At 72.4% G+C, this 25,422-nt stretch carries 19 protein-coding genes and 1 riboswitch; of the genes, 11 read left to right on the top strand and 8 right to left on the bottom strand.

The window, feature by feature from the left end; genetic code table 11:
- Positions 1 to 145: 145 nt before the first annotated feature.
- The 7 genes from pcaH to IEY56_RS19130 all read left to right on the top strand — a co-directional run bounded on the left by pcaH (position 146) and on the right by IEY56_RS19130 (position 7,944).
- Positions 146 to 916 (top strand): protocatechuate 3,4-dioxygenase subunit beta, encoded by a 771-nt coding sequence (gene pcaH / locus IEY56_RS19100; protein ID WP_189038440.1) that lies wholly within the window; start codon positions 146 to 148, stop codon positions 914 to 916.
- Positions 913 to 1,497: a protocatechuate 3,4-dioxygenase subunit alpha gene (gene pcaG / locus IEY56_RS19105; RefSeq protein ID WP_189038441.1), complete on the top strand. Its 585-nt coding sequence runs from the start codon at positions 913 to 915 to the stop codon at positions 1,495 to 1,497. Before pcaH ends, pcaG begins: the two co-directional genes overlap by 4 nt.
- Positions 1,484 to 3,181 (top strand): lyase family protein, encoded by a 1,698-nt coding sequence (locus IEY56_RS19110; protein ID WP_373292129.1) that lies wholly within the window; start codon positions 1,484 to 1,486, stop codon positions 3,179 to 3,181. The genes pcaG and IEY56_RS19110 overlap by 14 nt, the downstream gene beginning before the upstream one ends.
- Positions 3,178 to 4,053, top strand: coding sequence for an alpha/beta fold hydrolase (locus IEY56_RS19115; protein ID WP_229712020.1), 876 nt, complete (start codon positions 3,178 to 3,180; stop codon positions 4,051 to 4,053). The genes IEY56_RS19110 and IEY56_RS19115 overlap by 4 nt, the downstream gene beginning before the upstream one ends.
- A 248-nt stretch (positions 4,054 to 4,301) precedes the next feature.
- Positions 4,302 to 5,219 carry an oxidoreductase gene (locus IEY56_RS19120; protein WP_189038442.1) on the top strand — a complete coding sequence of 306 codons (918 nt, stop codon included), beginning with the start codon at positions 4,302 to 4,304 and terminating at the stop codon, positions 5,217 to 5,219.
- A gap of 264 nt (positions 5,220 to 5,483) precedes the next feature.
- Positions 5,484 to 6,344: a response regulator gene (locus IEY56_RS19125; RefSeq protein WP_189038443.1), complete on the top strand. Its 861-nt coding sequence runs from the start codon at positions 5,484 to 5,486 to the stop codon at positions 6,342 to 6,344.
- 229 nt (positions 6,345 to 6,573) lie between these two features.
- Positions 6,574 to 6,753: riboswitch (cyclic di-AMP (ydaO/yuaA leader) on the top strand.
- A 3-nt stretch (positions 6,754 to 6,756) separates the two neighbouring features.
- The gene (locus tag IEY56_RS19130) at positions 6,757 to 7,944 is read left to right on the top strand and encodes a transglycosylase family protein (RefSeq protein WP_189038444.1); all 1,188 of its coding nucleotides are present in this window, start codon (positions 6,757 to 6,759) and stop codon (positions 7,942 to 7,944) included.
- A 158-nt stretch (positions 7,945 to 8,102) separates the two neighbouring features.
- Here the strand turns inward: IEY56_RS19130 and IEY56_RS19135 are convergent, their stop codons facing one another.
- Together IEY56_RS19135 and IEY56_RS19140 are read right to left on the bottom strand one after the other, a co-directional pair.
- Positions 8,103 to 9,776: a thiamine pyrophosphate-dependent enzyme gene (locus IEY56_RS19135; protein ID WP_189038445.1), complete on the bottom strand. Its 1,674-nt coding sequence runs from the start codon at positions 9,774 to 9,776 to the stop codon at positions 8,103 to 8,105.
- 77 nt (positions 9,777 to 9,853) lie between these two features.
- Positions 9,854 to 11,344, bottom strand: a complete 1,491-nt coding sequence (locus tag IEY56_RS19140) for an MFS transporter (protein WP_189038446.1) — start codon at positions 11,342 to 11,344, stop codon at positions 9,854 to 9,856.
- A 131-nt stretch (positions 11,345 to 11,475) separates the two neighbouring features.
- Between IEY56_RS19140 and IEY56_RS19145 the strand changes: the two genes are divergently transcribed.
- The 3 genes from IEY56_RS19145 (at position 11,476) to IEY56_RS19155 (ending at position 15,092) form a co-directional block, all read left to right on the top strand.
- The gene (locus tag IEY56_RS19145; protein ID WP_189038447.1) at positions 11,476 to 12,246 is read left to right on the top strand and encodes an IclR family transcriptional regulator; all 771 of its coding nucleotides are present in this window, start codon (positions 11,476 to 11,478) and stop codon (positions 12,244 to 12,246) included.
- Positions 12,247 to 12,545: 299 nt separating this feature from the next.
- Positions 12,546 to 14,267: an MFS transporter gene (locus IEY56_RS19150; protein ID WP_229712021.1), complete on the top strand. Its 1,722-nt coding sequence runs from the start codon at positions 12,546 to 12,548 to the stop codon at positions 14,265 to 14,267.
- A gap of 93 nt (positions 14,268 to 14,360) precedes the next feature.
- Entirely contained in the window at positions 14,361 to 15,092 is a 732-nt protein-coding gene (locus tag IEY56_RS19155) for a M23 family metallopeptidase (RefSeq protein WP_189038448.1), read from the top strand.
- A 269-nt stretch (positions 15,093 to 15,361) separates the two neighbouring features.
- On the opposite strand, the gene ppdK is transcribed toward IEY56_RS19155, so the two are convergent.
- The 6 genes from ppdK to IEY56_RS19185 form a co-directional block, all read right to left on the bottom strand.
- Complete coding sequence (gene ppdK / locus IEY56_RS19160) at positions 15,362 to 18,067, bottom strand: pyruvate, phosphate dikinase (protein WP_189038449.1); 2,706 nt, start codon at positions 18,065 to 18,067, stop codon at positions 15,362 to 15,364.
- Between the two features lie 520 nt (positions 18,068 to 18,587).
- Complete coding sequence (locus tag IEY56_RS19165) at positions 18,588 to 19,487, bottom strand: Gfo/Idh/MocA family protein (protein WP_189038450.1); 900 nt, start codon at positions 19,485 to 19,487, stop codon at positions 18,588 to 18,590.
- Between the two features lie 73 nt (positions 19,488 to 19,560).
- Complete coding sequence (locus tag IEY56_RS19170; protein WP_189038451.1) at positions 19,561 to 20,766, bottom strand: ROK family transcriptional regulator; 1,206 nt, start codon at positions 20,764 to 20,766, stop codon at positions 19,561 to 19,563.
- A 7-nt stretch (positions 20,767 to 20,773) separates the two neighbouring features.
- Positions 20,774 to 21,667, bottom strand: coding sequence for a carbohydrate ABC transporter permease (locus IEY56_RS19175; protein ID WP_189038452.1), 894 nt, complete (start codon positions 21,665 to 21,667; stop codon positions 20,774 to 20,776).
- A complete protein-coding gene (locus IEY56_RS19180) occupies positions 21,664 to 22,728 on the bottom strand; it encodes a carbohydrate ABC transporter permease (RefSeq protein ID WP_189038453.1) in 1,065 nt (354 codons plus the stop codon). The genes IEY56_RS19175 and IEY56_RS19180 overlap by 4 nt, the downstream gene beginning before the upstream one ends.
- 76 nt (positions 22,729 to 22,804) lie before the next feature.
- Positions 22,805 to 24,226, bottom strand: a complete 1,422-nt coding sequence (locus tag IEY56_RS19185) for an ABC transporter substrate-binding protein (protein ID WP_189038454.1) — start codon at positions 24,224 to 24,226, stop codon at positions 22,805 to 22,807.
- Between the two features lie 147 nt (positions 24,227 to 24,373).
- Between IEY56_RS19185 and IEY56_RS19190 the strand changes: the two genes are divergently transcribed.
- Entirely contained in the window at positions 24,374 to 25,420 is a 1,047-nt protein-coding gene (locus IEY56_RS19190; protein WP_189038455.1) for a zinc-dependent alcohol dehydrogenase, read from the top strand.
- Positions 25,421 to 25,422 lie beyond the last annotated feature (2 nt).

Consider the following 25,422-nt stretch of genomic DNA (forward strand, 5'->3'; position numbering starts at 1 on the left):
CCCACGTTTCCGCTGCTATTGACGCATCTGTTCCACAGTGGCAACGTCAGCAAGACCCCGCAGAAATACTCAGCACACTGAGCAATTCCTCGCGCAGAGTGCCCGTCCCCGTGTCCGTCCGCAAGGACCGGCAGGAGTACGTCCCATGCCTCTCAGCCAGCAGGACATCGACCGAGAAGTCGCCGAGCTGCGCGACGCGTACGAGAAGTCGCGTGCCGCCGGAGCACCCGCCGTGCGCCACCCCGCCCGGAACTACGCGCCCTACCGCAGCAGCGCGCTGCGCCACCCCCGGCAGCCGCTGGTGCCCGTGCACGGCGATCCCGAGACCGTCGAACTGCACACGCCGGTGTTCGGCACGACAGACGTCACCGACATCGACCACGACCTGACCCGGCAGCACCACGGCGAGCCGCTGGGCGAACGGATCACCGTCTCCGGGCGGCTCCTCGACAGCACCGGCCGGCCCGTGCGCGGTCAGCTGATCGAACTGTGGCAGGCCAACTCGGCAGGGCGCTACGCGCACCTCCGCGACCAGCACCCCGCACCGCTCGACCCCAACTTCACCGGCGTCGGACGCACCCTGACCGGCGACGACGGCAGCTACAACTTCACGACGATCAAGCCCGGCGCGTATCCGTGGCGCAACCACGAGAACGCCTGGCGTCCCGCCCACATCCACTTCTCACTGTTCGGCAGCGCCTTCACACAGCGGCTGATCACACAGATGTACTTCCCCAACGACCCGCTGTTCGACTACGACCCGATCCTGCAGTCCGTGACCGACGAGTCCGCACGCCAGGCACTCGTCGCGACGTACGACCACAGCCTGTCCCAGCCGGAGTGGTCGCTGGGCTACCGCTGGGACATCGTCCTCGACGGACCGTCCGCCACCTGGTTCGAGGAGGGCCGCCGATGACTTCCCCGCAGCCGACCCCGTCGCACACGGTCGGGCCCTTCTACGGCTACGCCCTCCCCTTCCCCGGCGGCGGCGAGGTCGCGTCGGCGGACCGTACGGACGCCGTCGTCCTGCACGGGCACGTGTACGACGGGGCGGGAGCCCCCGTCCCCGACGCCCTGGTCGAGATGTGGCAGGCGGATCCGGACGGCGACCTCACGGGCGCTCCCGGCTCCATGCGCCGCGACCCCGTCGACGGCGGGTTCCTCGGGCGCAACGGCGTCGACTTCACGGGCTTCGCCCGCGTCGCGACCGACGCCGCCGGCCAGTGGAGCATCCGCACGCTGCCGCCCGGCGCCCGCCCGGGTCACGCCCCGTACATCAGTGTGTGCGTCTTCGCGCGCGGGCTGCTGCACCACCTCTTCACGCGCGTGTACTTTCCACAGGACGCCGAAGCACACGCCGCAGACCCGCTCCTCGCCTCGCTCGACCCCGACCGGCGCGAGACCCTGGTGGCGACGGCCGACCGGGTCACCGGCTCGTACCGCTTCGACATCCGGCTGCAGGGTGAGAAGGAGACGGTCTTCCTTGACTTCCAGTGACGCGGACGCAGACGCGGACGCAGACCCCGGCTCCCGGCCCGCCGCCGGGCCGCTCCCGGACGACGTCGGTCTGCTCGCTCCGGTACGGACCGGCCCGGGCGCCGAGTCCGCCTCCGGCGACGCCGCGGTGCTCCAGGCGATGCTGGACGCCGAGGCAGCGCTGACCAGGGCGCAGGCGGCTGTGGGGCTGGCTCCCGCCTCGGCGGCGTCGGCGGTCTCCGCAGCGGCGCGGGCCGAGCGCTTCGACGTCCGCGGCCTGGCACTGCGGGCACGCTCCGGCGGCAACCCGGTGATCCCGCTCGCGGCGGACCTCGCCGACGCCGCCGGGCCGGACGCCGGCGCCTACGTCCACCGCGGCGCGACCAGCCAGGACATCCTCGACACGGCTCTCATGCTGGTCGCGGCCCGCACGTTGGACGAGGCGCTGCCCGACCTGGAGCGCACGGCACGCGAGCTGGCCATGATCGCGGCGGAGCACCGCGACACCCCCCTGCCAGGACGGACGCTCACGCAGCACGCCGTCCCCACCACCTTCGGGCTGAAGGTCGCGGGCTGGCGCAGCCTCGTACTCGACGCGCACGACCGGCTCGCCGCCGCCCGTGCGGACCTGCCGGTACAACTCGGCGGAGCCGCAGGCACGTTGGCGGCCTTCGCCGCGCACGCCGAGGCGGACGCAGGCGTGGCGCGCGACGCGGCGGCGGAACCGGACGGCTCGCGCGAGGCGGACGGCCGGAGCGCGGCGGACGCCCCGGGCCCGGCGGCGTCCGGAGGGCAGGCGTCCGGCGGACACGTGGAGGACGCCTCCGGCGAACACGACGGCGGGGACGTCGGCTTGCGGCTCCTCGCCGCGTTCGCGCGTGAACTCGGCCTGGCGGAGCCCCGCCTGCCGTGGCACAGCCTGCGCACGCCCGTCGCCGACCTCGGGTCCGCCTGCGGCTTCGCCTGCGCGGCCCTGGGCAAGTTCGCCGCCGACGTGCTGGTGCTCTCACGCAGCGAGGTCGGGGAAGTCGGCGAGGGCGGCGGGGGGACGTCCTCCGCCATGCCCCACAAGGCCAATCCCGTACGGGCCACCCTCATCGCCGCCGCCGCACGCCAGGCCCCCGGTCTCGCCTCCACGGTGCTCGGCTGCCTCACCGCCGAGGACGAGCGCCCCGCGGGCGCGTGGCACGCCGAGTGGCAGCCGGTGCGCGAACTGCTGCGGCTCACGGGCGGCGCGGCGCACGCGGCCGCCGAACTGGCGGAAGGGCTGCAGGTCTTCCCCTACCGCATGCACGAACACCTCGCGCTCACCGAGGGGTTGATCGTCAGCGAGCGCTTCACAGTCGCCCTGGGCCCGCTGCTGGGCCGCGCACGCGCACGGAAGCTGCTCGACGCCGCCTCGCGGAAGGCCGTCGACGAGGGAATCACCCTCGACGAGGCGCTGGAGGAGGAGGAGCCGGGACTGCCGGAGCTGCTCTCCAGGGAACGGCTGCGCGACCTCACCGACCCCACCCACTACACCGGCTCGGCGGGCGCGCTCACCGACCGCGCTCTCCGCCGGGGCCCGGCGGGCGTCCCGCCGGACGGAGCGACGGGGGACAATCGGCGGATGGAAGAGACCCGGCAGCACGGCGAGCCGGACAGACCGCACGACACCCGCCGCCCCGGCGGTTCCGCCGGCGCGGCGGACACCGGAGAGCGGTGAGAGCCATCCACAGCATCCCCGGAGACATCCCCGTGCCCGCTCCCGTCCAGTTCGAGTCCCGTCCGCTCCCGTATCACCGCGTGGACGGGCCCGCCGACGGCCTGCCGATGATCCTCGGCCCCTCGCTGGGCACCTCGCTCGCCGTGTGGGAGCCGCAGCTCCCCTCCCTCATCCGCACCCACCGCGTGCTGCGCTGGGACCTGCCGGGACACGGCGCCTCGCCCGCGGAACCCATGGCCGGCTCCTCCAGCGAGCTGATCCCGACCGACGGCAGCGCGACAGTCGCCGACATCGCCGAACTGGTGCTGCGCGCCGCCGACGCGCAGGGGTGGGACGAGTTCGCGTACGCGGGCGTCTCACTGGGCGGAGCCGTCGGGCTCCACCTGGCGTTGCACCATCCGAAACGGCTCACCGCGCTGACGATGGTCTGCTCCGCGGCGCGCTTCGGCGACCCGGAGGCCTGGCGGGAGCGTGCGGCGGCCGTACGGGAGAACGGCACGGAGGCCATGACCGCCTCACGTCCCGGCGTGTGGTTCGCCCCCGGCTTCGAGAGCACCCCGCGGGGCGCGGCGCTCGTCGAGGATCTGCGATGGTGCGAGTCCGCCGGCTACGCGGCCTGCTGCGACGCCCTCGCCGTCTTCGACCTGCGGCACCGGCTCGCCGAGGTCACGGTTCCCACGCTGGCCGTCGCCGGGCGCCAGGACCCGGCCACACCGCCCGCGTACGCCCGGGAGATCGCGGACTGCGTCCCCGGTGCCGCCCTGGTGGAGGTCGCGGGCGCGGCCCATCTCGCCACAGCCGAGCGCCCCGACGCGGTCACGGCCGCGCTCCTCGTCCACCACGACTGCCTGCCGGGCGCGACGCAGTGGTGACCGGCTGATCCCACCGAGCGGGACGGCGTGCACCCTGGCGACGGCTGACCGGACGGATGCCCGGCCGCCGAGGTGCACCGTGCGCGACGGCTGACCGGATGGACCGCCGACCGCACAGACCGCTGACGCGACGGGCCACTGACCGGACGGGCGGCGGAACAGCGGAACGCCGCGCGCCGGGCCACCCGGGCTGCGGGGTGCTCCACGCTCCCTCGCGCTCAGGGGCTGCCCGCCATACGCTGATTCGCATGAGCTGGACTGCGCGCAGCATCCCCGACCAGAGCGGCCGCACCGCCGTGGTGACCGGCGCCAACAGCGGCATCGGCTACGTCACTGCGCGCGAACTGGCCCGGCGCGGGGCTCGCGTGGTGCTCGCGTGCCGCAGCGAGCAGCGGGGCGCCGCCGCGCTCGACAGGCTGCTCTCGCAGGTCCCCGAGGCACAGGCCGAGCTGCGGCTCCTGGATCTCGCGGACCTCGCGTCCGTGCAGGGCTTCGCCGACGCGCTGCCGTACGAGCGGATCGACCTGCTGATCAACAACGCGGGCGTGATGGCGGTGCCCTTCGCGCGCACAGCGGACGGCGTCGAGACGCAGTTCGGGGTGAACCACCTCGGCCACTTCGCCCTGACGGGACTGCTGTTGGAGCGGCTGCTGGCCGCCCCCGGCGCCCGCGTCGTGACCGTGTCGAGCATGGTGCACGTGCTGTCCAACATCGACATCAACGACCTCAGCAGTGAACGCCGCTACCGCCCCCTGATCGCCTACGCCGCGTCGAAGACGGCCAACCTGCTCTTCGTCCGCGAACTCGCGCACCGGGCGGCCCACAAGGGAGTCGATCTGACGGCCGCCGCGGCCCACCCCGGCTATGCCGCGACCGAGCTCCAGGTCAGGGGTCCGCAGCTGGCCGGGAGCGTGCTGCGCGAACGTCTCATGCGGCTCAGCAACAGCGCCTTCGCCGCCTCCCCCGACCAGGGCGCGGCGCCCTCGCTGTACGCCGCCACCGCGCCGTACGTGCACGGCGACTCCTTCTTCGGGCCCCGCATCCTCGGCGTACGCGGCGGCCCCGGGACGTCGTGGCGGGCCCCCTGGGCGCGCAACGACATCGCCGCGGGCCAGCTGTGGGCGGCTTCCGAGCGTCTGACGGGGGTCACCTACCGCGGTCTGTGACTCCCGGGACGATGCGCGGCGGGACGCACGGCAAGAGGCGGGCGAGAGGGACCGCCCTTGGTCCGCGGCCGCGCTGTCGGCCATAGTGGCCTGCGTCCCGGACGGAGGCCGCGCGCGGTGTGGCGGTGTGGCATCGACGGCTCACCCCGGCACCGCCCCGGCGAGCACAGTACGTACGCGCCCATGCCGCACCGCGCGGCCGGCAGCACCCGGGGCGGCGCCCGTGGCCAGGCGCGGGAACGGCGCAGGGAGAGGAGGCGAGCGGTGATCCGCGTACTCGTCGTCGACGACGACTTCATGGTCGCCCGGCTGCACAGCGCGCTCGTCGAGCAGGTTCCCGGGTTCGAGGTCGCGGGAGCGGTGCACAGCGGAACCGACGCTCTCGCCGCCGTACGGGAACTCCGCCCCGACCTGGTGCTGCTGGACATGTACCTGCCCGACCTGCCCGGCCTCCAGGTCCTGCGCGAACTGCGCGGCGGCGCCGACCCCGAGGAGGGGCCCGACGTCCTGGTCGTCACCGCCGCCCGGGACGCCGAGACGGTGCGCGGGGCGAAGCGCGGCGGAGCCGTGCAGTACATCATCAAGCCCTTCGAGGGGCAGCTCCTGAAGGAGCGCCTGCGCAGGTACGCCGAGCACCGTGCCGCGCTGGCGACCCTGCACGCGCCGCAACAGGACGACGTGGACAGGCTGTTCGACGAGGGAGCAGGCAGCGGCCCGGCGGCCCGCACGGCGCCGGGCGGCGCGGACACGGCCAGCGCGGCCGCCGCGGCTCCCGGTTCGTCCGGCCGCGGGGCCCCGGAAGGCGGGGCGGCCCCCGCCAGGCTCCCCAAGGGCCTGACCGAGCAGACGGCGCGACTGGTGCGGACGGCCCTGGAGACCGGTGTCCGCGGCACGGGAGTCTCCGCCTCCGAGTGCGCCGCGGGCACCGGTCTCTCCCGGGTCAGCGCCCGGCGCTACCTCGAGCACTTCGTGACGGCCGGAACGGCGCGCGTCACCCTCCGGTACGGCACGACGGGACGGCCCGAACGCCGCTACCACCCCCTGGGAGCGGCGGAACGGGGTTCCGTTTCCGGCTCCGGGCGGACGGCGGGGGACGGCGTGATTCCCACCACAGACAATTCGTGAGCAGCGTCACACGAATATCCCGGACGTAGGCGGGCTCTACTCAATTCCCCTGTTCAGCAAGGTGACTTGACTGCTCATGCGCCGGTAGGCGCCCTATTCAGTGATCTTTTCCTTCTGAGACGTCTGTCTGTTTTCTTGTGGTCGCGAATTCCTTCTGCTTAACGTGCGGTCGCCACCGCGACTCCGGAACGGTGGCCCCGCCGCCGGGACGCCGAGTCCTGCCGCCCGGCACGGGCAATCACGCAATCCCGGCGGCAGGAGTGGGGGAACCAGGTAAGTGCCGTACGTGGCTGGTCGCACGTACGGCTAGGGGTGAAGCCGTACGCGAACGCCCCCTCGTGTTCGCGTGGGCCGGGCAACTCCAGCCCGAATCCGACAGCTCACCTCGCAGGCGTAGGAGAGGAACTGCCCTATGTCCGGACGCGGTCGTCACCGTCGTCAGTCCAATCGCCGCATCACTCGGAGAATGTCGCGTGCCTCGCTCGCCATCACCGCGGGCGGCGCCGCGGGTATCGCCCTTCCACTCGTCGGCACGGGCAGCGCCCACGCCGCCTCGGTGAGCACCTGGGACAAGGTCGCCGAGTGCGAGTCGTCGGGCAACTGGTCCATCAACAACGGCAACGGTTTCCACGGTGGCCTGCAGTTCACCCAGAGCACCTGGTCGAGCTTCGGCGGCACCAAGTACGCGCCGCGCGCCGACCAGGCGACCAAGGACCAGCAGATCGCCATCGCCGAGAAGGTGCTCGAGGGGCAGGGCCCCAAGGCCTGGCCGCTGTGCGGTCCGAAGGCGGGCCTGACCCAGAACAGCGGGGCCCCGGACATCTCGCCCGACGGCGGGTCCGGTGCGCAGTCCTCGCAGAAGGAACAGCAGAAGCCGAAGCCGAAGCCCGAGAAGGACAAGGCCGAGGACGCGCCGGAGTCCGAGCCGCAGGGCTCGCGCTTCCACACCGTCTCCCGCGGTGACACGCTCTACCGGATCGCCACCGACGAGAACGTCGACGGCGGCTGGAAGAAGCTCTACGACGCCAACCGCGAGACCGTCGGCTCCGACCCGGACCTGATCCTGCCCGGCCAGAAGCTCACCCTGAAGGGCGGCGGCAAGGCGAAGCCCTCCGCCGACAAGCCCGCCCAGGACTCCGGCGCCACGGCGAAGAAGTCCAGCGCCGCCGAGTCCTCCGCGGACTCGGACTCCTCAGGCGGCTTCGCCGCTCCCGTCAGCGGCGGCACGAGCACCCCGTACGGGGCGTCCGGCGGCAGCTGGTCCAGCGGCAAGCACACGGGTGTCGACTTCTCGGCCTCCACGGGGGCCGGCGTGAAGGCGGTCTCGCCCGGCATCGTCGTGCAGGCCGGCTGGGGCGGCTCGTACGGCAACCAGATCGTCATCAGGCACGACGACGGCAAGTACAGCCAGTACGGGCACCTTTCCTCGGTGTCCGTCCGTGCCGGCGAGGAGGTCTCCGCGGGCGAGCAGATCGGCGCCGTCGGCGCGACCGGCAACGCCACGGGCCCGCACCTGCACTTCGAGGTCCGCAACGGCCCCGCGTACGGCTCGGACGTCGACCCCGTCGGCTACCTGCGCCAGCACGGCGTCGGTCTCTGACGCCACCGGACGCACCCCGGAGCGCGCCTTCGACGGCACCGCACACCGCAGGGGCGGCACCCGCACGTGTCACGCGTGCGGTGCCGCCCCTGCGGCCTGTCCGCGCCCCTCCCCCGGGCATCAGCCCGGCGGCTCCCGCCCGCCCCGCGGCCCCGGCGTCAGGGCTGGAAGTGCTCGTCCGCCGCCACCTCGACCTCCAGCACGAGCGGACCGCTCCTGTCCGCCAGCTCCGGCAGCAGCCCCTCCAGTTCGGTCCGGAGCGCGTCGTAGCCGCTCACGCGGCGGGCGGGGCAGCCCAGGGAACGGGCGGCGGCGGCGATGCCGACCTCCTCGAACGCGGGCCAGGGCGCGGAGCGTCCGGCCTTCTCGGCGAGCCGGTCCATGATCGCGTACCTCCCGTTGGCGAGGACGACGAAGAGGACGCCCACCCGGTAATGGGCCGCCGTCCACAGCGCCTGGATCTGGTAGAGCGACGACCCGTCCCCGGCCACGGCCACGACGGGACGTTCCGGCGCCCCCATCCGCACGCCCACGGCGCCCGGCAGCGCGAACCCGAGCGCACCCATCGCCGCGCTGAGGAAGCCCAGCGGGCGGCGCGCGGGCACCAGCGCGTGCAGGTCCGGCCGGCTCGACGGCGTCTCCTCGACCAGCACGGTCTCCGGCGGGAGCAGCCGGGCCAGCTCTGCCAGGACGTGCGCGGCGTGCAGCGGCTCACCCTCCGCGGGCGGAGTCGGCGGAACGGGCCTCTCCCGCCGGGGCCGCCGCCGCGGGGCCGCCCCGGCACGGCCATCGCCCGCGGAAGCCCCGCCGTCGCACGTACCCGGCGCGCCGCCCGCAGCGGCCGCCGGCTCACCGGCCTTCGCCGCCAGCGCCTCGCAGAACGCGGGCAGCGGGGCGACGACGGCCACCTCCACCGGGGCCCGGCGCGCCTCCGCCGGGTCGTCCGTGACGAGCGCCAGTCGCGTGCCCGGCCCGGTCAGGGCCCCGCTCTCGTACGGGTACTGGCGGAAGACGGGCGCGCCGACCGTCAGCACCAGGTCGTAGGGGGCCAGCGCCGACCGCAGTCTCGGGCGGTCGGCCGGCAGGTGCCCGGCGAAGCAGGGATGGTCCTGCGGGAAGCCCGCCCGCGCGCCGAACGACTCCTGCCAGACGTCGCAGTCCAGCCGTTCGGCCAGCGCCGTCAGGGCCTCCCATGTGACGGGGTGGTCCGCCCCGGCCCCCACGACGAGGGCCGGGGCGGACGCCGAGCCGAGGAGAGCGGCGATCTCACCGGCCGCCGCGGCGTCGGCGCCGGCCGGCAGGCGCAGCTCGTCCGGGGCGGGGAGCGGCAGGCTCTCGGCGGGCTGCGCCCAGTCGTCCATGGGCACGATGACGAGGGCGGGGCCCCGCATCGTCCGGGCGGCGTGCACAGCGCGGGCGAGGGCGCCGGGGACGTCCTGCGCGCGGGGCGGCGTCTCCGTCGTCACCGGGTAGTCGCCCGCGAGCTGCTCCAAGTGCCCCGCGAGGAAAGGCTCCTGGACCAGATGGCGCCGGTCCTGCTGGCCCACGATCACCACCAGCGGCGCCTTGTTGACGCGCGCGGTGGACAGGGCGCCCACGGCGTTGCCCAGTCCGGCGGTGGTGTGCAGCAGGGCGAGGGCGGGGGCGTCCCGTGCGAGGGCGTATCCGGTCGCCGCGCCCACGACGGAACCCTCGTGGAGCGCGAGGACGAACCGGATGTCGTCGGGGAGGCCGGCGAGGAACGGCACCTCCGTGGAACCGGGGTTGGCGAACACGGTGGTCAGGCCGTACCGGCGCATGACCTCCAGGGCGGCCTCACGGACGGTCTGCATGGCAGCGGGGTCTCCTGGTTCATGGTGCGGCTGCGGTCCGCGTCCACGGCGGGGCCGGGGAGCACGTCGCGGGTGGGTCAGGCGTCGGCAGGCGGCCGGTATCGGACCTGCGTGAGGATGCAGAAGCCGACGACGACGATGGCCGCGTCCATCCACACCGCGGCGGCCCACCCGCCGGTCCTGTCGCGGAGCACACCGCTGATCGCCGGGGAGAGCACCGCGCCCATCTCACCGATGAGGTTCTCCATCCCGAACGCCGAGCCGCGCAGCCGGGGCGGCGCCAGTTCGGCCGTCAGCGCGTGGCCCACCGGCTGGAGGGCGTTGAAGAAGAGGCTCGCGGTGAACAGCAGCAGCCCCATGATCCACAGGGACGGCCGGGCAGCCGCACTGAGATACCAGGCGAAGGCCACCGTCAGCACGGCCTGGACGCCCGTGAAGGTCAGCATCATCCCCTTGCGTCCCCAGCCGCGCCGCAGCCCGTGGTCCGAGAGCCAGCCGCCCGCGGGGAAGCCGAGGATGCCGGCGCCCGCGTTGAACCCGGCGGTCAGCGCGGCGTTCATGAACGAGGAGTCGGCCGCGCCCGCGACGATGGAGACGGACCAGAAGCTGAAGAACCACAGGTTCCACAGGATCGCGATGTTGCAGACGTACAGGAGGAACAGGTCGCGGTTCCTGATGACCGGGCCGATCTCCGTGCCCTTGCGGGCCAGCGCGAAGAGCACCAGGCCGACGGCGAGGGCGACTTCGAGCAGCGCGACCCACAGTTCCGACAGTCCCGCGCTCGTCCCCAGCCAGTAGACGGCCATGACGAGACCGAGCGAGACGGCGGCGTACGCGCCCAGGTGCAGCGTCGCCCGGGACAGCCCGGAGAACGTCAGATGCGCGCGGAACCACCACCCGACGACCACGCCCACCACGACGGTCGCAAGGCCCAGCACCCAGAAGACCATGCGCCACGCGTCGACGTGCGCCAGGAACAGCTCGCCGAACTCCACAAGTTCGGGGGTGAAGACGATCGCGATCGTGATGCCGATGGACAGGCCCGTGATGACGACGCCCATGGCCAGACTGCGGTCGCGCTCGGGCGTCGTCGCGGTGATCAGCGTCCGGTCGTTCGAGTAGAAGGCTCCCTCACCGAGCCCCGTGACGACGCGTACGACGATGAACGCGACGAGCCCGCCGATGAAGCCGGTGAGCAGCGTCGCCACGCCCGCCCACAGCAGGCTGACGACGATGAGCGTCCGGTGGCCGTAGCGGTCGCCGAGGTAGCCGCCGGGGAACTGCGTGAGCATGTAGCCCGCGAAGAAGAGGCCGCCGACGAGGCCGCCGAGGGCGTGGGGGTTCTCCGCGTCGGCGAGGAACCCCACCCCGTTGTCGATCATCCACGTCACCACGGGGCCCGTGACCGCGCGGTCGGCGGCGCTGACCGTCCAGCCGAGCAGCAGCAGGACCCACAGGGTGTGCCACGAGCGCCACCGCCGGCGCCCTCCGGGCTCCGTGGTCTCGCTGGTCTCCGCGCCCTCCGTGCCCTGCTCGGCCGAAGAGGGGTCTCCCGGTACGGCTTTCATGGGTTCTCCGGTTCTCCGTGGCTGTTGGTGCTGTGACGGACGCCCGGGCCGCGAACGTGGGGGGACGGCAGGCGGAGCCAAGCTAGGCACGCGCAGTGGCTGGCGGAACATGAGGGCTAGACTTTTCTGCTATGCCGAACGAGTCGAACGGTTCCGATGACGCCTACGCCGCCAGCTCCGTCGGCAACGCGCTGCGGACGCTCGTCTTCCTGCGGGGCCGTCAGGACGCCCGGCTCACCGACATCAGCGACCACCTGGGAGTCGCCCGCTCCACCGCGCACCGCCTGCTGACGACGCTCCGCGGCCACGGCTTCGTCGAGCAGGAACCCGCCGGCCGCCGCTACCGCCTGGGGCCCGTCCTGCTCGGCCTCGCCAGGGGCCCCGTCGACGAGCCCTCGCTCCTCCGGGTCGCGCGTCCCCACCTCTTCCGGCTGCGCGACACCGCGGCCGAGACGTCCAACCTGCTCGTCCTCGACGGCCCGGACTCACGCTTCGCCGACGGCGTCGAAGGCCCCCACCCGCTGCGCGTGGGTACCCGCACCGGGGACCGCGTCCCCGCCTACGCGACCGCGGGCGGCAAGGCACTGCTGGCCGAACTCCCCCCGGAGGCCTCACGCACGCGCTACCGCCGCGGGCTGCGGCGCCTGACCTCCGCCACCCTCCCCGACGTGAACGCGCTCCTGGACGACCTGATCGCCACCCGCGCCCGCGGCTACGCCCTCAACATCGACGAGAGCGTCACCGGCGTACACGGCGTGGGCGTCCCCGTCCACGACCGCTACGGCACCTGCGTGGCCGCGGTGACGGTCTCCGCGCCCAGCACGCGGATGGACGTGGCCCGAGCCGCCGAACTGGCCCCGCTGCTGCGGCAGACCGCCGAACGGATCGGCGCGGAGCTGTAGCCGGGGCGGACGTCCGGGCACGGCCCGCGGCACACGCCCGCCACCCTCGTGCGTCGGCCGCGCGGGCGCCCGCGTCGCCGGCGCAGCCGTCCCGGACGTCCCCGACGTCCGGTCTCCCTGTCGCCGCGGCTGAGGATCCCGCCGCGCCGCCGGCTCGCCCCCACCTCACCCTCGCCCGACCCGAGCCGGACGGGCCGCCGTTGAGCGTGCTCACCGCGCCCCGGCCGGACGCGGTCACAGCGCAGCACCCGGCCCGGGGCAGCCTCCACCGCCGGGACAGCCTCAGGCACTTCCGCCGCGTGGCCGGCGCACGGGCACCCCTGCGTCCGTCACCGGAGCCGGGGACGCGGGGGCACCGGCCCGCCTCCACCGGCCGTACGGGTGCGCCGGAGTACGGCACCGCCGCGTCCCGGCCGCACCGCCCCCGCGAGGCCCCGCTGGACGTCCCCGCGCAGTTCGTGGAGGGTTCCGCCATGGCGTACTCGGCAGCCCGCAAGCGGACCGTACTGATCACCCTGTGCACCGGCCTGTTCATGGCGATGCTCGACAACCTCGTGGTGACCACCGCTCTGCCCAGCATCGGCACAGCTCTGCGGTCCGGAACGTCCGGGCTGCAGTGGGTCGTCGAGGCCTACAGCGTCGTCTTCGCCGCGCTCCTCCTCACCGGCGGAACACTCGGCGACCGCTACGGACGGCGTCGCGTCTACCTCGCCGGACTCGCCCTCTTCACCGCCGGCTCCGCCCTGTGCGCGCTCGCGCAGGACGTGGAGGTGCTGATCGCGGGGCGCGCCGTGCAGGGGATCGGCGCCGCGGCTCTCACGCCGGGGACGCTGGCGATCCTGCGGCACGTCTTCACCGAACCCGGGGAACGGGCCCGCGCGATCGGCGTCAACAGCGGAGTCTCCGGCGCCGGGCTGGCCATCGGGCCGGTGCTCGGCGGCCCGCTGGTCGACAACTTCGGCTGGGCCAGCGCCTTCTGGATCAACGTGCCCGTCGGGATCGCGGGACTGATCGTCGCCGCCCGGGTCCTCCCGGAAGTGCCGCGCTCCACGGCGAAACCCGATCTCGCCGGGCAGATCACCGCCGTGACGGGGCTCGCCGCGCTCGTCCTCACCCTCATCGAGGGCCCCGTGCACGGCTGGACCCACCCGCTCGTACTCGGCGGCCTCGCGGTCAGCGTCGTGGCCCTGGCCGCGTTCGTCGCCCTCGAACTCCGCGTCGGCGCACCCATGCTGGACCTTCGCCTGCTGACGTCCCGCACCACGGGGACCGCCGCCCTGTCCGGGTTCACCGTCGGCTTCGGCTTCTTCGGCCTGACGGTCTTCCTCACCATGTACCTGCAGTACGTCCTGGGCTGGTCCGCCACCTCCGCCGGGCTGGCCATGCTCCCCGCGACGGTCTTCACCGGCCTCACGGCGTTCCTGACCGGCCGCATCTGCGCCCGCTTCGGCTCCCGGCTCCCCCTCGCCGGCGGACTGCTGCTGCTCGGCACGGGCCTCGCGGGGCTGACGTTCCACGGCGCCGACGCCGCCTTCGCCGAGTTCGGCTGGCTCATGCCGGTGCTCGGCACCGGGTTCGGCATGACGGTCGCCGCCACGTCGATCACCGTGTTGGAGGGGGCGCCGCCGGAGCGGGCGGGAATGGCGTCTGCCACCGTCAACATGCTCCGCGAGGTCGGCGGCGTGGCCGGAGTGGCGGTGATGGGCGCCGTGCTGACCGCGCGGTTCGCAGCCGTCCTGCGCGGCGAACTGCCCGCCGGCGGGCCCGCGGCGGACGGCGTCGCGCACTCGGTGACCGCCGGCGGCGGCACCGGCCTCGGCAGTACGGGCGCGCTTCCGGCCCGCCTGGAGCGAGCCGTCGAGGAGTCGTTCGTCGCCGGACTCCACCTCGCCCTGTGGGTCGGCGCGGGCGCCCTGCTCGCCACGGCGGCACTCGTACTGCTGCGCATGCGAGGGCCGCGCCACGAATTCGGCACGGAGAGGCCGGCGACGGCCCGTCAGGAACGCAGGACAGCGGCCTGACGGAAGGGCAGCAGGAGCGTCGTCTGCCCGGTTGGCCCGGTTCTCTGCCACGGACGAGGCCCCGTTGGCGGCGGACCCGCCTACGATGTGGCCATGGCTGGTGAACTGGCGTCACCGAGCACGTGGGCCGGGGCGATCGAGGTCTCCCTGCCCTTCACCGGGCGGTGGCGCGTCGAGAACAGCCCTGCCAGGCGCGTACCGAGCCACGGGACCGACATGTTCGGCGGGCGGTACGCCATCGACTTCGTCGGTGTCGACGAACGCCACCGGACAGCCGGCAGCCGCAGCTGGCGGACCTTCCTGGCCACGGAACCGCCGGACCTCTTCTACGCGTTCGGCCGGCCGGTCTCGGCCCCCAGGGACGGCACCGTCGTCGCCGTCCACGACGGCGAACACGATCACGAAGCCCGCCGGTCCCAGCCCGCGCTGGTGCCCTACGCACTGGGCCAGGCCGCACGGGTCCGCCGGGGGGTGAACGCCATCGCGGGCAACCACGTGGTCATCTCGGTCCGGGACAGCGGCACTTTCCTGCTCCTTGCACATCTGCGGGCCGGCTCGATCAGCGTGTCCGCCGGCGAGAAGGTCGCGGAGGGCCAGTACGTCGGCGACTGCGGCAACTCGGGCAACTCCACCCAGCCGCATGTCCACATGCAGGCCATGACCAGTGCCGATCCGTCAGTCGCACGGGGTGTGCCGATGCTCTTCCGGCGGTTCCGCGAGTGGCCTTCGGGCCCTGACCGTCCCACGGTCAGGGAGCGGGCGGTCCCGGGTGAGCGCACGGTCGTCCAGTCCCTGCCGACCCCGCCGACGACACCCGGACGCTGAGCACGTCCCGCGTTCGCGTAACCCCGTCACGCCGGAGCCGTCCGTCGACGACGCCCATCCGGAATCCAGCAAAGCCCGCCCGCCCCATCCGCCGCGCAGGCTCGCGCACAGATGAAGGGGCGGCACCTCCGCACAGGTGCCGCCCCTTTCGCGTCCCCTGCCGTGCGCCGCCGGTGAGGGTGGGCGGGCGGTGGCCGGCTGGGGGGATCAGGCCCGCGAACGGCCTGGCCGGGGGCTTCCGGGACCTGTCGCGCCCGGAAGCCGCCGTGTCAGGACTCCGCCGCGGCGCGTCCCGCCTCAAGACGGGCGACGGGGATGCGGAACGGCGAGCAGGACACGTAGTCGAGGCCGACCTCGTGGAAGAAGTGCACCGACTCGGGGTCGCCGCCGTGCTCGCCGCAGACGCCGAGCTTGAGGTCGGGCCGCGTGGCGCGGCCGTCCTCGACGGCCCGCCGTACGAGTTCGCCCACGCCGTCCTTGTCGATCGTCTCGAACGGCGACACCCCGAAGATCCCCTTCTCCAGGTACGCGGTGAAGAAGCTGGCCTCCACGTCGTCCCGGCTGAAGGCCCACACGGTCTGCGTGAGGTCGTTGGTGCCGAAGGAGAAGAAGTCCGCCGACTCCGCGATCTGGCCGGCCGTCAGTGCCGCGCGGGGCAGCTCGATCATCGTGCCGAGCGTGAGCTTGAGCTCCACCTCGTGCCGCTCCTCGACCTCCGCGATGACGGCTTCCGCCTCCTCGCGGACGATCTCCAGCTCCTGAACCGTGCCGACCAGGGGGATCATGATCTCCGCGCGGGGGTCGCCGCCGCCCGCCTTGCGTTCGGCGGCCGCCTCCGCGATGGCGCGCACCTGCATGGTGAACAGCCCCGGCACGACGAGCCCCAGCCGTACGCCCCGCAGCCCCAGCATCGGGTTCTGCTCGTGCAGCCGGTGCACGGCCTGGAGGAGGCGCAGGTCGTTCTCGTTCGCGTCCTTGCGGGACTCGGCGAGCGCCACCCGCACGGAGAGCTCGGTGATGTCCGGCAGGAACTCGTGCAGCGGCGGGTCGAGCAGGCGGACCGTCACCGGCAGCCCGTCCATCGACTCCAGCAGCTCGACGAAGTCGCCCTTCTGCAGCGGCAGCAGCGCCTCCAGCGCCTCGTCCCGCTCCTCCTCCGTGTCGGCGAGGATGAGCCGCTCGACGAGGCTGCGCCGCTCGCCGAGGAACATGTGCTCGGTGCGGCACAGGCCGATGCCCTGGGCCCCGAACCGCCGTGCGCGCGCCGCGTCTTCGGCGTTGTCGGCGTTGGCGCGGACACGCAGCCGGCGGACGCGGTCCGCGTACGCCATGATCCGGTGCACCGCCTTGACGAGTTCGTCGGCGTCGTCCGCGCCGGCGTGCATGCGGCCCTCGAAGTACTCGACGACGGGCGAGGGCACGACGGGCACCTCACCGGCGTACACCTTGCCGGTCGAGCCGTCGATCGAGACGACGTCGCCCTCCTCGACGACCCGCCCGTCGAGCGTCTTCAGGCAGCGCCGCTTCGTGTCGACCTCCAGCTCCTCGGCCCCGCACACGCAGGTCTTGCCCATGCCGCGGGCGACGACCGCGGCGTGCGAGGTCTTGCCGCCGCGTGAGGTGAGGATGCCCTCGGCGGCGAGCATCCCGTCCAGGTCGTCGGGGTTGGTCTCCCGCCGGATGAGGATGACCTTCTCGCCGCTGCGGGACCACTTGATCGCGGTGTAGGAGTCGAAGACCGCCTTGCCGACGGCGGCGCCCGGCGAGGCGGCGATGCCCCAGCCGATCTGGTCGGCGTCGCGCACACCGCCGTTGCTGTCGAAGCGGGGGAACATCAGCTGGGCGAGCTGGTTTCCGTTGACGCGCTGCAGCGCCTCGGCCTCGTCGATGAGTCCCTGGTCGACCAGCTGCGTGGCGATCCGGAACGCGGCCGCGGCCGTGCGCTTGCCGACCCTCGTCTGCAGCATCCACAGCTTGCCGCGCTCGATGGTGAACTCGATGTCGCACAGGTCCCTGTAGTGCGTCTCCAGGGTCTCCATGATCTGCAGGAGCTGGTCGTAGGACGCCTTGTCGAGCTGCTCCAGCTCCGCGAGCTGCACCGTGTTGCGGATGCCCGCGACGACGTCCTCGCCCTGGGCGTTCTGCAGGTAGTCGCCGTAGACGCCCTGCTGCCCCGTCGCGGGGTCGCGGGTGAAGGCGACGCCTGTGCCCGAGTCGGGGCCGAGGTTGCCGAAGACCATGGAGCAGACGTTGACGGCGGTGCCCAGGTCGTGAGGGATGCGCTCCTGGCGGCGGTAGAGCTTGGCGCGCTGGCCGTTCCACGAGTCGAAGACCGCCTTCACGGCGAGGTCCATCTGCTCGCGGGGGTCCTGCGGGAAGTCCCGGCCGGTCTCCTGGAGCACCAGCTTCTTGAACTTCTCCGCGAGCGCCTGCATGTCCTCGGCGTCCAGTTCGACGTCGGTGACGGCCCCCTTGGCCTCCTTCGTCTGATCGAGGACCTCGGAGAAGACCTCGCCGTCCATGCCGAGGACGGTGTCGCCGAACATCTGGATCAGCCGGCGGTAGGAGTCCCACGCGAAGCGTTCGTCGCCGGACTGCGCGGCGAGCCCGTGCACCGATTCGTCGGAGAGCCCGATGTTGAGGACGGTGTCCATCATCCCGGGCATCGAGAACTTCGCGCCGGAGCGTACGGAGACCAGCAGCGGGTCGTCGGCCTGGCCGAGCCTCTTGCCCATCTTCCGCTCCAGCGCCTCGAGATGGGCACTGACCTCCTGGCGCAGTTCGGCGGGTTCCGAACCGCTCTCGAGGTAGACCTTGCACGCCTCGGTCGTGATGGTGAATCCCGGTGGCACCGGGAGACCGAGGTTGGTCATCTCGGCGAGGTTGGCCCCCTTCCCGCCGAGGAGGCCCTTGAGGTCCTTGTTGCCCTCTGTGAAGTCGTAGACGAACTTCTGCGCTGCATCCTGATCCGGCACCGGACTCGACCCCTCGTGGACGGTTGCCCTGACGGCGGGGAGCGTACCCAGATCCAAGGCGCAGAGGTACGTCCGGCAATGCGCCACAGGGCGGTAACCACCCGTCCGCCCGGGGATCGAAGGCAGCGGCTGTCCCGTCTGGCCTCAGAGATCGACTCCACAAGTCGAAGCGACCGGTGCGCAGCGGAAGCAGCGAACCGGAATCCACCACTCTCGGTGAGATCGGGTTTCGGGAGGTGAATCTAGGCCGGGTAAAGTGCGGGGTCGCTCCTTGGAGATATAGACCGCACAAGTGAGCGCTCATTTGAGCGCGACCTCTATCAAGGTGGCGAGAATCACGCCTACGAGGGACCGAGAAATCTCACGATGCGGACGCTTCGTCTGAGGCGAGGCACCCGGTGCCACGTCGCCTTTCGGCCTCAGGTGAAGACGGCGAACCGGCCCGCCCGCCGGGGCTCCACCGCCCCGCCGGATCGGCAGACGTACCGGGACTCGGGCGGTCAGACGGCCGCAGGGACTCTCATGAGCCCTGCGAGCCGCTGCCGGCGGCCTGCGCCAGCAGCTCCTGAAGCCGCAGACCCCGGCGTACGTCGATGTCCGAGGAGCGGTTCGCCCGCACCGCTGCCGCGAACTCGCCACGGAGGACGGGCCAGGCCTCCTCGTGGTCGAAGTCCGCGGTGTCGTAGACGAGTTCCTCGTCCTGCCCGTAGAGCTCGACGCGCGTGAGGGCCCTCGGCAGCCGCACCGCGCCGGACAGCGAGGCCTGGCTGACGGCGCCGTTCTCGTGCTCGCACGACAGCTCTATCCACCGGCGCGCGTCGCCCGTCGCCCGTACCGAGGCGACGGGCGAGACCGCCATGTCGAGCAGGTCCAGCAAGTGCGGGCCGAGATCGAGCAGTGCGCCGTGCTCCAGGCGCCAGCCGGTGGCCATCTCGCCGCCGAGGAAGGCGCCGTGCAGGAAGCAGGAACGAGCTCCATGGACCTTCAACTGCGCGGCGCGGGCGAGGAATTCACGGGTGCGGGGGTGGTAGCGCTTGCTGAGGACCAGCTGCGAGACCACGCCGCTCTCCGCCACCGCGTCGGCGAGCGTGCGGGCCGAGGCCAGGTCGAGTCCGAGGGGCTTCTCCAGCAGCAGCGCGCGGCCCGCCCGCGCCGCCCTTACGGCCAGCTCCGCCTGCACGGAGGGTGGTACCGCGAAGGCCACCGCCTCGCAGGAGCCGAGGAGTTCGTCGAAGGAGGCCGCGGGGGCCGCCCCGTGCTCGGCGGCGATCTGCTGTGCGGCTTCGGGCCGCCGCGCCCACACCGAGACGAGTGCGGTCTCCGGGCCTGCGGCCAGCATGCGCGCGTGCATGCCCCGCGCCCACGGGCCGGCTCCGACGAGGCCGACGCGTATCGGCTCGTCCGTCCAGGGAGCGGTCATGGGGTGTCCTTCCGTCGGGGCCTCCCCCGGCGGGGAGTTGAGAGGTTCGGGCAGTTCGGATGTCGGATGGGTCTCACGCTTCGAGCGCGGCCAGGCGGGCATCGGCGCGGTCCGGGGCGTAGAGGTCCTCGACGACCACGGCGGCGGCTCCCGTCAGCCCGGCGCGTTCCCCGAGCCGGGAGGTGACCACGTTCAGGTGGGACGTGCTGCGGGGCAGTGCCCGCTGGTACAGCAACTCCCTTACGCCGGTGAGGAACGGGGTTCCCGCGAGGTCGCCCGCGATCATCAGCACTCCCGGGTTGAGCAGCGTGACGACCGTGACCAGCACCGCCCCCACCCGTCGGCCCGCCTCCCGTGCGAGGCGCACCGCGTCCGGCTGGCCCGCGGCCAGGTGCTCGCGTACGCCTGCCACCGACGACGTCTCGATGCCCGCCTCCGCCAGCTGCTCCGCCAGTGCCCGCCCGCTGGCGACGGAGGCGAGGCAGCCGTAGGAGCCGCACATGCACAGCGCGTCCGGGCAGTCGTGGAGCCGGATGTGCCCGATGTCGCCCGCACCGCCGTCGATGCCGCGGTAGAGGCGGCCGTCGGCGACGACGCCCGCGCCGATTCCCGTGGAGACCTTCACGAGCACGAAGGCGGCGCAGTCGCGGTGCCCGGCCCGGTGTTCGGCGTAGGCCATCAGGTTGGCGTCGTTGTCGACGAGCACGGGCACCGGCTCCGGGACGCCGGGGATGTGGCGCGAGCAGGCGTCCTGGAGCCGTTCGCGTATCGGGTACGCGTCCCAGCCCGGCATGATGGGCGGCTGCACCACCAGGCCGGACGTCCAGTCCACGGGCCCCGGCACGGACAGGCCCACGCCGCACACCCGGTGGTGCGGGGTGCCGCTGCGCTCCAGCAGCTCCGCGAACCACCGCGCCAGCCGGTCCAGTACGTGCTCGGGGCCGTCCGCGAGCAGCATCGGCCCGGCGTGTTCCGCGAGGATGTTGCCGGCGAGGTCCGTCACGGCGGCGTTGGCGTCGCGCGTACCGAGGTCGGCCGCGAGGACGACGGCGTGGTCCGTGTCGAACTCCAGTTGCGTGGAGGGCCGTCCGCCCGTCGGCGCCTCGACCGGCGTCGTGTCGCCCTCCCGCAGCCAGCCGGCCGCGAAGAGCTGGTCGAGGCGGTGCCCGACGGTCGACCGGGAGAGCCCGGTGGCTCTCAGGAGGGCACCGCGTGTGGTGGCCTTGCCCTCCCGGATGAGGCGCAGCAGATGCCCCGCGCTGGCCTGGTTCCCGGTCATCTGCTCCTCAGCTCTTGTCCGCGCCGCTGGTCAGCCCCTCCGTCAACAGCCGCTCCGCGGCGAGGAAGAGGACGACCACGGGGATGGTCAGTACGACCGATCCTGCCATCAGCACGGTCTTGGACACCTCGACGCCGTTGGCGAGTTGCTGGAGGCCCAGGGAGACCGTCCAGCTCTCCGGGGTCGCGGCGAGGAAGAGCAGCGCGAAGAGGAACTCGTTCCAGGCGATCATGAAGATGTACAGGCCGGTCGCCATCAACGACGGTGCGGCGAGCGGCAGTACGACCTTGCGGATGATCTGCAGCCGCGAGCAGCCGTCGAGCGCCGCCGACTCCTCGATACTGAACGGGATGGTGACGAAGTAGTTCTTCATCATGTAGATCGACACGGGCACGGTCTGCGCGATGTAGACGATCGCGAGGCCGACGAGGCTTCCTTGGAGCCCCATCCGCGCGAACATCACGAACAGCGGCACTGCCAGCAGCGTCGCGGGAAAGAGGTAGACCGCGAGGAAGAGCGCACTGACGTGCCGGCCCCCGAAGAAGCGCAGCCGGCTCACGGCGTAGCTGCCGGGGATCGCGGCGAGCATCGTGAGGACGACGGCGCCGACGGAGGCGAGCGCCGAGTTGTAGAGCATGTCGAGGAAGCCCTGGCCGCCCTCGGACGTCGGCTTGAGCACCTCTTCGTAGGTGCTGAGCGTGAACTCCTTCGTGCTCACCCAGAGCCGGCCGGGGTCGAGGAGCAGCGCGTCGATGGGTTTCACCGACAGCAGCACCATGTAGTAGAAGGGTGCCAGCGTGATCACGGCCAGGAAGGCGATCACGACCCAGCGCAGCACACCGAACAGGCGCTCTTCGAACTGCGCCCGGCTGAAGGGCACTTGGCTGCGTGCGTCGCTCATGATTCCTCCTGGACCTTCTTGCCGAAGAACGCGAAGTACAGGCCGAGCAGCACCATGAGGACCACTGCCAGCACGAGGGCCTGGGCCGCCGCGGCTCCCACGTCGAAGCGTGCGGTGAGGAACTCGTAGACGCGGACCGCCACGACGTCGGTACCGGAACCGCCGCCGGTCAGCAGGTAGATGTCGTCGAACTTGTTGAACGTCATGATGAAGCGCAGCACGCACAGCAGCGCGATGACGGGCATCAGCTGCGGCAGCAGCACGTGGCGGAAGCGCTGGGTGGGGGCGGCGCCGTCGACCTTCGCCGCCTCCTCGAGTCCGTCCGGTACGGCCTGGAGCCGGGCCAGCAGGAAGAGGAAGGCGAAGGGGAAGTAGCGCCAGGTCTCGAAGGCGACGACGGTCAGCAGCGCCAGCGGTATCTCGAAGTGCAGCCCGAACAGGGCGACTTCGTAGGAGCGGGTGGAGAGGAAGGCCACCGGGTCGTCCCAGCCGAGGAGTTCGGCGCCCCACTCGTTGATGACGCCGAACTGCGGGCTGAGCGCGATCTCCCAGACGAAGGCCACGGCGACGACGGGCGCCACGTAGGGCAGCAGCATCGAGCCGCGCAGCAGTCCGCGCCCGCGGAAGGGCTCGCGCAGGGCGAGGGCGGCGATCAGGCCGAGGAGGATCGAGCCGGCCGTCGCACCGACCGTGTAGAGGAGCGTCGTCCACAGGCTCGACCAGAAGCCGGGCGAGCCGAAGACGGCGCCGAAGTTGTCCAGCGTCCAGTTGCCCAGCAGGCCCATGCCCTGGATGTCGACGAGTCTCGCGTCCTGGAAGGCCAGGAGGACCGTCCACAGGATGGGCAGGACTACCACGACACCGACCACCACGAGGGTGGGGGTGACGAAGGCCAGGCCCGCGCGGTTCTCGCGGCGCGCCGCCGTGAGCGGGCCGCGCCGCCCGCGCGGTGCCGTGCCGCCGGGGCGTCCTCCGTCCCGCCCGTCCCCGGCGGCGTCCGCCTCGGGACGGCCGGCGGGCTGGGGGGCGCCGTCCGTTTCTCTCGTCGTGGAGTGCGTCATGGTGTGCGTACCTCGGGTGTGTGCGGACCTCGTCGGCCGTACGTAAGGGGGACCGGGTGGCGGCTCGGGCGCCGGTTCACTCCAGGGACCGGCGCAGGGCGTCGACTTCGTCCTGTGCTTCCCGGGCTGCCTCGCCCGGCGAGGTCTGGCCGCTGGTCATCGCCGACACGGCCTTGGGGACGGGCAGTTCGCCGTTGGTGGCCCCGACGAGGGCTCCTTCTCCCTCGGTGAAGCCCCACCGGCGCATGAGGCTGATGCCGTCCGTGAGCTGGTCCAGCAGGGAGTCGGAGTAGATGGAGTTCAGCGGCCGGCGGTTGGTGGCCTCGACGCCCAGCCTGCTGGAGCGCCACGCCTTCGTGTACTTGTCCGGGTCGCCGGGGGTGCCCTCGCGGACGGGGATCTTGCCTTCGGGCGCCATGCCGAACCAGTCCTCGTAGCCGCTGCTGAGCATGTGAGTGATGAAGCTCTTCGACGCCTTGGTCTCGGCGGTCTTGGTCGTCGCCCACGAGGTGATCTCGCCGAACTGGACGGGCTTGCCGCCGTCGGGACCCTTCAGTGCGGTGGTGATGCCGCTGTTCTCGGCGAGGAAGGAGCGGTCCTTCTTGCACTCGGGGCAGCTCGGGACGACGTCGGCGCGCTCGCCGGAGAGTTCGTCCAGCAGGAAGGAGGACCACACCATCATGGGCGACCGGCCGGCGAAGTAGGTGGCCCGCGTGGTGTCGACGGTCTGTGTGCCCCGGCCGCCGTGCTCGCGGGCGAGGGTGTCGTAGGTGGCGAAGGTGCGCCGGCAGGCGGGCGAGTCGAGGGCCACCTCGTCGTTCTCGACGAGCTGGCAGTCGTTGGCCAGCGCGATGTTCTCGAAGCTCTGCTGCGTGAAGAGGTCGGCCGGGTCCGTGGCGAGGGATATGCCGTTCATGCGCCCGCGGTCGAGCTTGCGGGCCGTCTTCAGCATGCCGTCGTAGGTCTCGGGGGCGGGCAGCCCCGCCTTCTTCAGCAAGTCCTTGCGGTAGACGAGCAGTTGGACCCAGGAGTCGGACGGGACGCTCAGCCGGGTGCCGCCGTCGGAGGTGAGCTTCAGGGCGTTGGAGTTGAACGTTCCGGGGTCGAGGTCCTCGACGACGTCGGCAGGGGCCTCGGTGTTCAGCAGGCCGTTGCCGTACATCTGCCAGGCCTGGCCGAGCGGCAGCGAGCCGATCACGTCGGGGAGGTTACCCGCGGCGGCCGCGGACATGATCAGCTGCGGGAGCTGGCCCTCGTCGACTCCGACGAGCTTCACCTCCACGCCGCTCTTCTTCTCGAAGCGGGCGATCATCTTCTTCTGGGCGGCCATCCGCGCCGGAAGGTTGTCCAGCGTCCAGACGGTGATCTTCCCGTCGGCCTTGTCCGGTCCGGGCTCGGCCTGAGCCGTACAGCCCGCCAGCATCGCGGCGCACAGCGCCCCGGCCACGGCGGCCGCTGCCGACCGCCTCGTCCTCGAACGCCGCGTCCACATCTGCATGCCTCGCCCTTCACCTGCTTCCGCTCATCTGGCATGCATCTCAGCACCACTTTTGTCTTTTCACAAGACGTAACTCTCATGTACTTTCGACGAAACCCGGGAGGCCCGGTCCCGAGCCGAGCCCTGCCAAGTACTTCGGAGTGCGTTGTGGAGCGAGTCGTCCAGTTCACCGGCCCACGGAAGGTCGAGGTGGCCGAGCACGAGAGCGCGCCGCTTCCCCCCGGCCATCTGCGAGTGCGCACGCGCTACTCGGGCATATCGGCGGGGACGGAGCTGACCGCCTACCGCGGCACCAACCCCTACCTGACCCGCACCTGGGACCCCGAGGCACGCCTCTTCCGCGAGGGGGCGGCCGGTATCGCCTACCCCGTCGCCGGCTGGGGCTACTCGGAGGTCGGCGAAGTCACCGAGGTCTCCCCCGAGTCGGCGGACCTGCCCGGGACGCCCGCCGTCGGCGACCTCGTCTGGGGCATCTGGGGGCACCGCAGCGAAGGCGTCGTCCCCGTCGAGCGCATGGCCGGGCACACCCTGCCGGACGGACTGAAGCCGCTGGCCGGGGCGTTCGCCCGCGTCGGAGCGATCGCCTACAACGCGGTGCTCGGGGCGGAGATCCATCTCGGCGAGGACGTCGCCGTGTTCGGGCAGGGCGTGATCGGTCTGCTGGCCACGCGCCTCGCACAGCTCAGCGGAGCCCGCGTGACGGCCGTCGACGCCCTCGCCGTACGGCTCGCCCACGCGCGGGAGCACGGCGCGGAGATCACCCTCAACGCGCGCGAGGACGAGGTCGCCGAGCGGGTGCACGAGGCGACGGGCGGGCGGGGCGCGGACTCCGCCATCGAGATCAGCGGCGCCTATCCGGCACTGCACGAGGCGCTGCGCTCCGTGGCCGTCGGCGGCCGGGTCGTGGCCTCCGGCTTCTACCAGGGGGACGGGGCAGGCCTGCGTCTCGGCGACGAATTCCACCACAACCGGGCCCAGTTGATCTGCTCGCAGATCGGCGGCGTCCCGCAGCAGCTTGCGGGCCGGTGGAGCGTGGAGCGGCTGCAGCAGACCTTCCTGCGGCTGGTCGCCGAAGGAAAGGTCGAAGTGGAGGCGCTGGTCAGCCACGTCGTCCCCGTCGCTGAGGCAGCCGAGGCCTACACGCTGCTCGACGAACGCCCCGCGGAGGCCCTGCAGATCGTCCTCGAGTTCTGAAC

The sequence above is a fragment of the Streptomyces daqingensis genome (assembly GCF_014645895.1).
In the GTDB taxonomy this organism is placed as follows: Bacteria; Actinomycetota; Actinomycetes; order Streptomycetales; family Streptomycetaceae; genus Streptomyces; species Streptomyces daqingensis.